The sequence below is a fragment of the Bacillus sp. SRB_331 genome (genome assembly GCF_003264175.1).
In the GTDB taxonomy this organism is placed as follows: Bacteria; Bacillota; Bacilli; order Bacillales; family Bacillaceae_G; genus Bacillus_A; species Bacillus_A mycoides.
Map to the genome: position 1 here is coordinate 1 of NZ_NADV01000045.1, position 7,454 is coordinate 7,454.

Consider the following 7,454-nt stretch of genomic DNA (forward strand, 5'->3'; position numbering starts at 1 on the left):
AACAATTGGGGTGCACTTCATAAATAGGCGGCTTTTTTAATTATCTCCGTTTCACCACCTTGTCTTTTTCGCATAATAATGATAGTAGATTATGCTGGAGAGGGGTGAGGAATGTTAATAAAAAAATAATCTTTTTCGGAGATTTTGGTATTGATGATGCAGTAACGTTAATTTATGCGAATAAAACATGCAAATTAGATATTATAGGTATCGTTGCAGAGTATGGAAATGTATCAAGAGAAATTGTTACGGAAAATGTTTATTTTTTAGAAAGATACTATGCTACAAAAGTAAAGATTATCGAAGGTGCCAGTAGACCAATGATAGCTGAAGAACCTTTGTTTTTCCCTGAAATTCATGGGGATCACGGTTTAGGTCCAATTATCCCACCGAAAATGAGAATTTGTGACAGAGAAAATTTTTGTGAATTGATTAAATTAATTGAGCCTTGTCCAGAAGATATTATTATAGTGGCGACGGGACGATTAACAACACTTGCAACATTATTTTTATTGTACCCCAATTTAATGAATCGAGTATGTTCTTATTATATAATGGGCGGTGCTTTTCTATTTCCGGGAAACGTTACACCTGTATCAGAAGCTAATTTTTACGGCGATCCAATTGCCGCGAATATCGTAATGAGATATGCGAAGAACGCTACTATTTATCCGTTAAATGTAACGCAAGAAGCACTTATTACTCCTGAAATGGTCGATATTATTGATAAAGAAGGAACAGGGCAGGCAAAACTTATTAAACCAATGATTGATTTTTATTACGAGAACTTTTACAAAAAAGAATATCCAGGTATTGCTGGGAGTCCGATTCACGATTTACTTCCGTTCATTTCATTTATAAATGATGATATTTTTGAATATAAAAAATCAGCAGTTTGGATTAGTACGACAAATGATGTAACGAGAGGTCAAAGTGTTGCGGATTTTAGAAAAATAGCTGAGCCAACGACGTTTGATAATCGTCCTATACAAAGGATTGCCGTTGAATTTAATTATCAAGCGTTTAAAGACGAATTTATGAGAACAATATTGAAGCCAGATTGTCCTTAAAAGGTTGAGTAGATTTGAATGATTTTCATAAGACGAATAACTTACGAAAAATGAAACATAACTAATGGTAAGCAATTGTTTCAGATTATATTTTTATTGGTAAAATATATTAGGAGGTAATGATATGATTTGGTATTTAATCGTCGGTGGTATATTAGGATGGTTTGCAAGCTTGATTACTGGAAAGGATGTACCGGGTGGTGTAATTGGTAATATTATTGCGGGTATTATCGGTTCTTGGCTTGGTACGTTATTACTTGGTAAATTCGGTCCTGTTATTGGCGGATTTGCAATTATTCCCGCTTTAATAGGTGCAGTAATATTAATTTTCATTGTGAGCTTCTTATTACGAGCTATACGGAAATAAATAATAAGGGGCTGTTTACATTTGTGAGCAGTCCCTTTGTATTATGTTGTTTAATCTGTTATGCTACTTTTATACAATCAGGAGGTGTCAGCATTGAAATCATTTACAGTAAATTTTCATCAAGAGGATAACGCAAAGGCAACAACAGTACATAAATTAAGTGAAGAGGACTTCGATAAAGCAACAGAAAAAGGTACTCGTCATCTATTTGATTTAGATACAAACGTTGGTTTCTTCGTATTCTTTGATGCTGAAGATGCAGAAGGAAACGAGCAATACTTAATGTTACAATATGAAGGAGATCATGAAGAACCAAGTGCTTGCTACGGATTTGATTTAAAATTGTTCTATCAATTTTTAGCACTATACTTAAATGATCTTGAATTCCAAGGTGAGACAAATGAAGAAGAGGAAGAAAATGGTCCAATTCATCATTTAGCACACTTACTTTACCATATCGTTGAAGATGGTAAATCAATCGAAGTGTAAAAATACATATTTGAAGCTGTCCTTTAATAGGGCAGTTTTTTAAATTTTATTCCAAGTGCCGTTCCCTCAAGCCCTATAGGTTAAACAAGTTGAGATTGGAAATTCAATCTTTTCGGGGGAATTGTTTATTCCCTCCATGTTTCAGTCGCAACACTTCTGTTATAATTAGCGTAATTAAATTCATGGAGGCTATATCTATGCTCGTAGATGTAAAACATTTTATTAAAACAGCAGGACTAACTATTATCACATCATTAAGTGGAGATAATACATTTGCCCATAATTTTGATAATGTAAAAAGTACTTTTTCTACATATTTAAAGAAGTTAAGATTCACCTCTTGATTTCATTTTTAGAGCAGTATTTAATAGTAGATTTATAGGCGATTGGAAATTCGGAATACGTATAGTAAAATGAGGTTGTAAGACAGGGGTTAAAGAACAAGAAGTCGGGTGGTTCTGATTCTCGTTCTTGTCATATTATTAGGTCCTTGAAAAGTCTTGGTTTGGTCGCCAAGGCTTTTTTATGTTTAAGATAGGAATAAAGCAGGTGGTACAAGTCTTAAATTACTGTCCTATTTTAGTTTTTAGGATTATGATGAATGCTTTGATTTACATAACAGAGAATAGATTTCTAGTAGCGACAAATGGTTTGATTAAATTCAAGAACAAAAGGGAAAGATTTATCTTTCTGTTAACAAGTAAAACAGTCTTTTACTGAGTAAAGAGTTCTGTAACAGGTTAAATCTAAAGAAGTTATTGATTGAAAATAAAAAGCATGACAATTTTATGTCATGCTTTTTATTTATATACGTCAAATTTAAATACTATAAGTGTACGTGATTTATAAATAGTTTGGTGTGATTTAACACATATAACTTTCTTTTGTCATATCCAGCTCCATATATAACTTTACATGTGTCATAGTAGAAAATACCTTACTTTATTTATATAAGAAAGATTTCTTAACCTCATTTTATTATTAAGGATAACTAGATTGTTTTTGATTCAGGTACTTTTTGTATCAAATTTAATTGAAACATCTCTTCTAATATCGCATTTTCTAACTTTGCATAAAACTTAGACATATGGAATATGCACCATAAAAAATCACACGCTTTTCTCTAAGCATCGCAGAAATGTTTTGCTTTAATTTTAAAATTATATTTAAAATAGTAGATTTAGTTTGCAAGCATATCGAACAATCAATCGACTTAAAATTTATCTATTAATATATTCAGAGCCCTTGACTTTATTCTTTCATACTCCATAGCCTCAGTGAGTTCAGCAGCAAGCAATGGTGATTTTCTGACGTATTTTTCACGGATTACATCATATAATTCGTATGGAAATAGCATATCAATAAACATGATTTTTTTTTGCTCGGCTGTTAAAGGAGAAACTGATTCATATGCATTAATCATAATGTTAAATTGGTCTTCGTTCCATGTACCTGTTGTATCTAATAAAGGAATAATCATTTTGCGTAAATCCCGAATCGGTAGATCGAACGAAACGGTATCTAAATCAATTACCCAAATTTGATTATTCGTATCCAGTAAAGAGTTTCCTGTTCCATAATCCTGGTGACATAAATTGGGGGATGCTCGTAATTCTTCTGTCCACTTTCGATATTCAGACTCTAATAAACGTTGATAAGTAAGTTTCGCTTCTGTAATAAAAGGATCGATTTCAGCTAAGTATAGTTGTGAAAAAGGGTCATCAATCAAGGTTTCAGATAGGTTTTTCCAAACCTCCATCTGTTGAAATCTTTTAATATAATGATTAGGCCAACGACCTAATTTTGTAAAGATGGGTATACCTGGTGGTGGCTTATAACCAATAGAAGCTAAGTGAAAATCTGCTAATCCCTTCATAATCATTTCAAGATCTTCTTGCATAGTCAGTTCAAAAGGTCTACCTTCAATCCACTCGTATAAAACAAATAAAAATGGACCGTGTTTTGTATAGAGTTGGTCCTTTTTATTAGGAATTATATTTGGAACACGCATGCCTTTTTTAGAAAGATAATCTTGAGCATGAATTGAAAATAAAGCCTTCTTTTCAGGGCGATGAATTCTCTTTAAACAAAATGGTCCATCTGAAGTATGAATTTTCCACACTAGAGCAAGTTGCCCACCTTGTATAAGTTCGATTGTAGTTGTATGAATATCCCAATGTTTAATCATGCTTTCTGCTAATGATATTAATTTTTGCTCCTCTTCAGGTGATAGTATATATTCCGCTTCCTTATTGTGAATTTCCAAATATGTCACCATCCTTTTGTCTTCTCTTATTACTTTATGGTGCATGGCCATTTTTGTTTGAGACATTCGCCTATCAAACAAAAAAGTGACGTTTTTCCTAATTTAATTGTAAAGAATAGAAAAAACAATGAATAATTCACAATGATAAAACTTATTCCGTAACATATATTGAAAAGAATTGTATTTTTATGAAATAGGGAGGGAAAAGAATGAAAATTGCAATAATTGCTACTGAAAAGCTACCAGTACCTGCCGTGAGAGGGGGGGCTATTCAAATTTATATAGGTTCCGTCGCCTCCATTATTGCTTCTAAAGGAAATGATGTAACAGTTATCTCCATTACGGATCCAAATTTAAAAACGGAAGAAAAAAAGAGTGGTGTAAGATATATACGCTTTGCAGAAGAGGGTTATCTTCATGATATTCTTGAACATTTGAGAAATGAGCAATATGATGTGATTCATTTATGTAATCGCCCTAATTGGATTGCGTTTTTAAGTGAAGTGGCAACAAATACAAAATTTGTATTAAGTGTGCATAATGAAATGTTCGCATATGAAAAGATGAGTGATCAAGAAGGTGAAGCATGTATTAAAGCTGTTTCGAAAATTGTAACAGTTAGTGATTATATTGGAGAAACGATTACCTCGCGCTTTAAGACAGCAAAGTCTAAAACAAAAACAGTATATTCAGGTGTAGATTTAAATGAATATTATCCGGCTTGGACTGTAAATGGAAAAGAGATTAAACATTATGTAAAGAAAGAGTTGAATTTGCAAAATAAAAAGGTGGTTTTGTTTGTTGGACGTCTGAGTAAAGTGAAAGGGCCTCATATTTTGCTACAAGCTCTCCCTAAAATCATTGAAAAAACCCCAGAAATTGTAATGGTTTTCATTGGATCAAAATGGTTTGGTGATAACAATGTAAACAATTATGTAAAACATTTATATACATTGGGAGCAATGTTTCAAAATAATGTAATCTTTATCAAATTTGTTAAGCCTAAAGATATTCCAACACTGTACGCTATGTCAGATCTTTTCGTTTGTTCTTCTCAGTGGCAGGAGCCTCTTGCTAGGGTACATTATGAAGCAATGGCGGCGGGGTTACCAATTATCACTAGTAATCGAGGTGGTAATCCTGAAGTAATTGAAGAAGGAAAGAATGGCTATATTGTCAATGATTTCGAGAATCCTGATGCATATGCAGAGAAAATTATTAATCTATTAAATAATGAATCTAAGAGAGAGCAAATGGGGAAATACGGACGTTCGAAAGTTGAAAAGGATTTTGGTTGGAATCGCGTTGCCATGAATTTAATTGGAGTATATAAGGAAGTGCTATAGAATTCAAGAGGAGGATGAAGAGAATTGGAAGAAATAGCTGGATTAGAGAAAGAACATTTAAATAGAATCCTTAGTTTTTATCCATTTGAGGTAAATAATATTATTCTGCAATCAAGTAGAAGTGGGAGAACTGTTTGGGAAGTGGAGACAAATGAAGGATTAAAAATATTAAAACAAGCACATATGAAACCAAAAAGAATGTTATTTATTGCTGGAGCGCATTTACATCTTTTTCAAAAAGGATTGCCAATCACAGAAATGCATAAAACAAATAGAGGAGGAGTTTGTATTGGAGCTGATGAGTATGCATATGTATTATATGATAAACATCAAGGAAAAGAAGTAATTTATTATAATAAAGAACAAATGGAAAAGGTGCTTATATATGCAGGTAAGTTTCATCAAGCATCAGAAGGATATCTCCCACATCAAGAAAGTAAAATGAGAAGTCGATTAGGAAAATGGCATAAGTTATATAGATGGAAATTACAAGAATTAGAAGGAAACAAAAGAATTGCACAATCTTATCCAAATGACGTGTTTTCAACAATGTTTTTAGAATATGTTGATAAAATGATAGCTCGTGCCAAAAGGGCATTACAAGAAATTGATGAACCATTTTATAACGAATGGACAAAGCAAGTAATTGCATCTAAAAGTTTTTGTCAACAAGATTTTACATTGGCAAGATTTGAGGAGATAGATGATTCTATTTTTATGAAGGAGTTACATTCTATTACAAATGATTTACCAGTAAGAGATTTACGTATTATTTTAAATAAAGTAATGAAAAAAATGTCAGTTTGGGATATTAATTTAGTGATTCATATGCTGAGTGCTTACGATTCAGAAAATCCATTATCAGAAAAACAATATCGCATACTTTGGACGGATTTAACGTTTCCTCATTTATTATGTTCGATTGCACATAAATATTATTTAGGGCAAAAGCGTTCGTGGTCTGATGAAAAATATATTTGGGCATTACAAAATATAATTGCACTTGAAGATTCTAAAGAGGAGTTTTTATCTCGATTTTCAGATATTTATGACGAAATCAAGAATAAAAGTGGAGGAGGAAGAAAATGAAATTAGAACCGGAAGAAATAGTCATACCTATTTTAGATTTAGAAAAATTTATGTTTTCTCCACCAGGGCCAATGGGATGGGAAATGTCAGAATATGAGCAAACACTAGAGAAACAAAAAGAAATTGTACTTGATGAATCATCTATATTAGAGAATTTAGCAATTATTAAAGACATAGAATTAGTCGAGTTACCTACAATGGGATTACTAGAGTTAGAAACAATAAGCAGTAAAACAACAATAGATAAGGACGTTAATGATGAAATAAATGATGGGGATATTCAAATCGTTGAAGAGGAAGCAGTACAATCGGATTTCATTGCTACTGAACCAGAAAAACCAAAAATAAAAATACAAATCATTACACCTAACGAGCCATTAAAAAGACCATGGATAGCTGAAATTTTAAAACATTTCAAGGAAAAAGAATAATGAAAAGTCCGCAATTACAACAATCATTTTATACTTTCTAGCATATTTTAAATATAAATCAAATAAGGGAGGAGTTATGTAAATGGCTGATGTAAAAAGAGCAAAAATAAAAATAGATTTTGAGAATGGCTTTAGTATTAATTCTGATCAAGATATACAAGAGGTATTAAAACTTTTGGCTGAAGTTATTCAATCTGGAGCACATACTGGTGTAGAGGTAGAAGTTCAATATATTGATGAAACAGAAATAACTTTTACTGATGAAGAAGAAGACGAAGAAGACGAAGAAGACGAAGAAGACGAAGAAGACAAAGATGAAGAAGAAGACGAAGAAGACGAAGAAGACGAAGATGAAGAAGAAGACGAAGATGAAGAAGAAGAAGACGAAGAAGAAGA

The 7,454-nt window shown here is 32.2% G+C and carries 9 protein-coding genes; 8 read left to right on the plus strand and 1 reads right to left on the minus strand.

Annotated features, from left to right (window positions below; translation table 11 throughout):
- Nucleotides 1-104 precede the first annotated feature (104 nt).
- The 4 genes from B5P42_RS26640 (at nt 105) to B5P42_RS26655 (ending at nt 2,270) form a co-directional block, all read left to right on the plus strand.
- Complete coding sequence (locus B5P42_RS26640) at nt 105-1,070, plus strand: nucleoside hydrolase (RefSeq protein WP_113735617.1); 966 nt, start codon at nt 105-107, stop codon at nt 1,068-1,070.
- 124 nt (nt 1,071-1,194) lie between these two features.
- On the plus strand, nt 1,195-1,437 hold the full coding sequence (locus B5P42_RS26645) for a GlsB/YeaQ/YmgE family stress response membrane protein (protein WP_070143465.1): 243 nt from the start codon (nt 1,195-1,197) through the stop codon (nt 1,435-1,437).
- A gap of 93 nt (nt 1,438-1,530) precedes the next feature.
- On the plus strand, nt 1,531-1,926 hold the full coding sequence (locus B5P42_RS26650; RefSeq protein ID WP_002110404.1) for a hypothetical protein: 396 nt from the start codon (nt 1,531-1,533) through the stop codon (nt 1,924-1,926).
- 197 nt (nt 1,927-2,123) lie between these two features.
- Nucleotides 2,124-2,270 carry a hypothetical protein gene (locus tag B5P42_RS26655; protein WP_016101212.1) on the plus strand — a complete coding sequence of 49 codons (147 nt, stop codon included), beginning with the start codon at nt 2,124-2,126 and terminating at the stop codon, nt 2,268-2,270.
- An 869-nt stretch (nt 2,271-3,139) separates the two neighbouring features.
- Here the strand turns inward: B5P42_RS26655 and B5P42_RS26660 are convergent.
- Nucleotides 3,140-4,243 (minus strand): spore coat kinase CotI, encoded by a 1,104-nt coding sequence (locus B5P42_RS26660; RefSeq protein WP_113735635.1) that lies wholly within the window; start codon nt 4,241-4,243, stop codon nt 3,140-3,142.
- A 158-nt stretch (nt 4,244-4,401) separates the two neighbouring features.
- On the opposite strand from B5P42_RS26660, the gene B5P42_RS26665 reads away from it, so the two are divergent.
- The 4 genes from B5P42_RS26665 to B5P42_RS32135 all read left to right on the plus strand — a co-directional run.
- A complete protein-coding gene (locus B5P42_RS26665) occupies nt 4,402-5,538 on the plus strand; it encodes a glycosyltransferase family 4 protein (protein ID WP_113735618.1) in 1,137 nt (378 codons plus the stop codon).
- A 24-nt stretch (nt 5,539-5,562) separates the two neighbouring features.
- A complete protein-coding gene (gene cotS / locus B5P42_RS26670; RefSeq protein ID WP_113735619.1) occupies nt 5,563-6,627 on the plus strand; it encodes a spore coat putative kinase CotS in 1,065 nt (354 codons plus the stop codon).
- On the plus strand, nt 6,624-7,058 hold the full coding sequence (locus B5P42_RS26675) for a hypothetical protein (protein WP_113735620.1): 435 nt from the start codon (nt 6,624-6,626) through the stop codon (nt 7,056-7,058). The genes cotS and B5P42_RS26675 overlap by 4 nt, the downstream gene beginning before the upstream one ends.
- Nucleotides 7,059-7,140: 82 nt before the next feature.
- Nucleotides 7,141-7,454 (plus strand): hypothetical protein (locus B5P42_RS32135; RefSeq protein WP_258397546.1); only part of this gene is annotated, 314 nt, incomplete at its 3' end.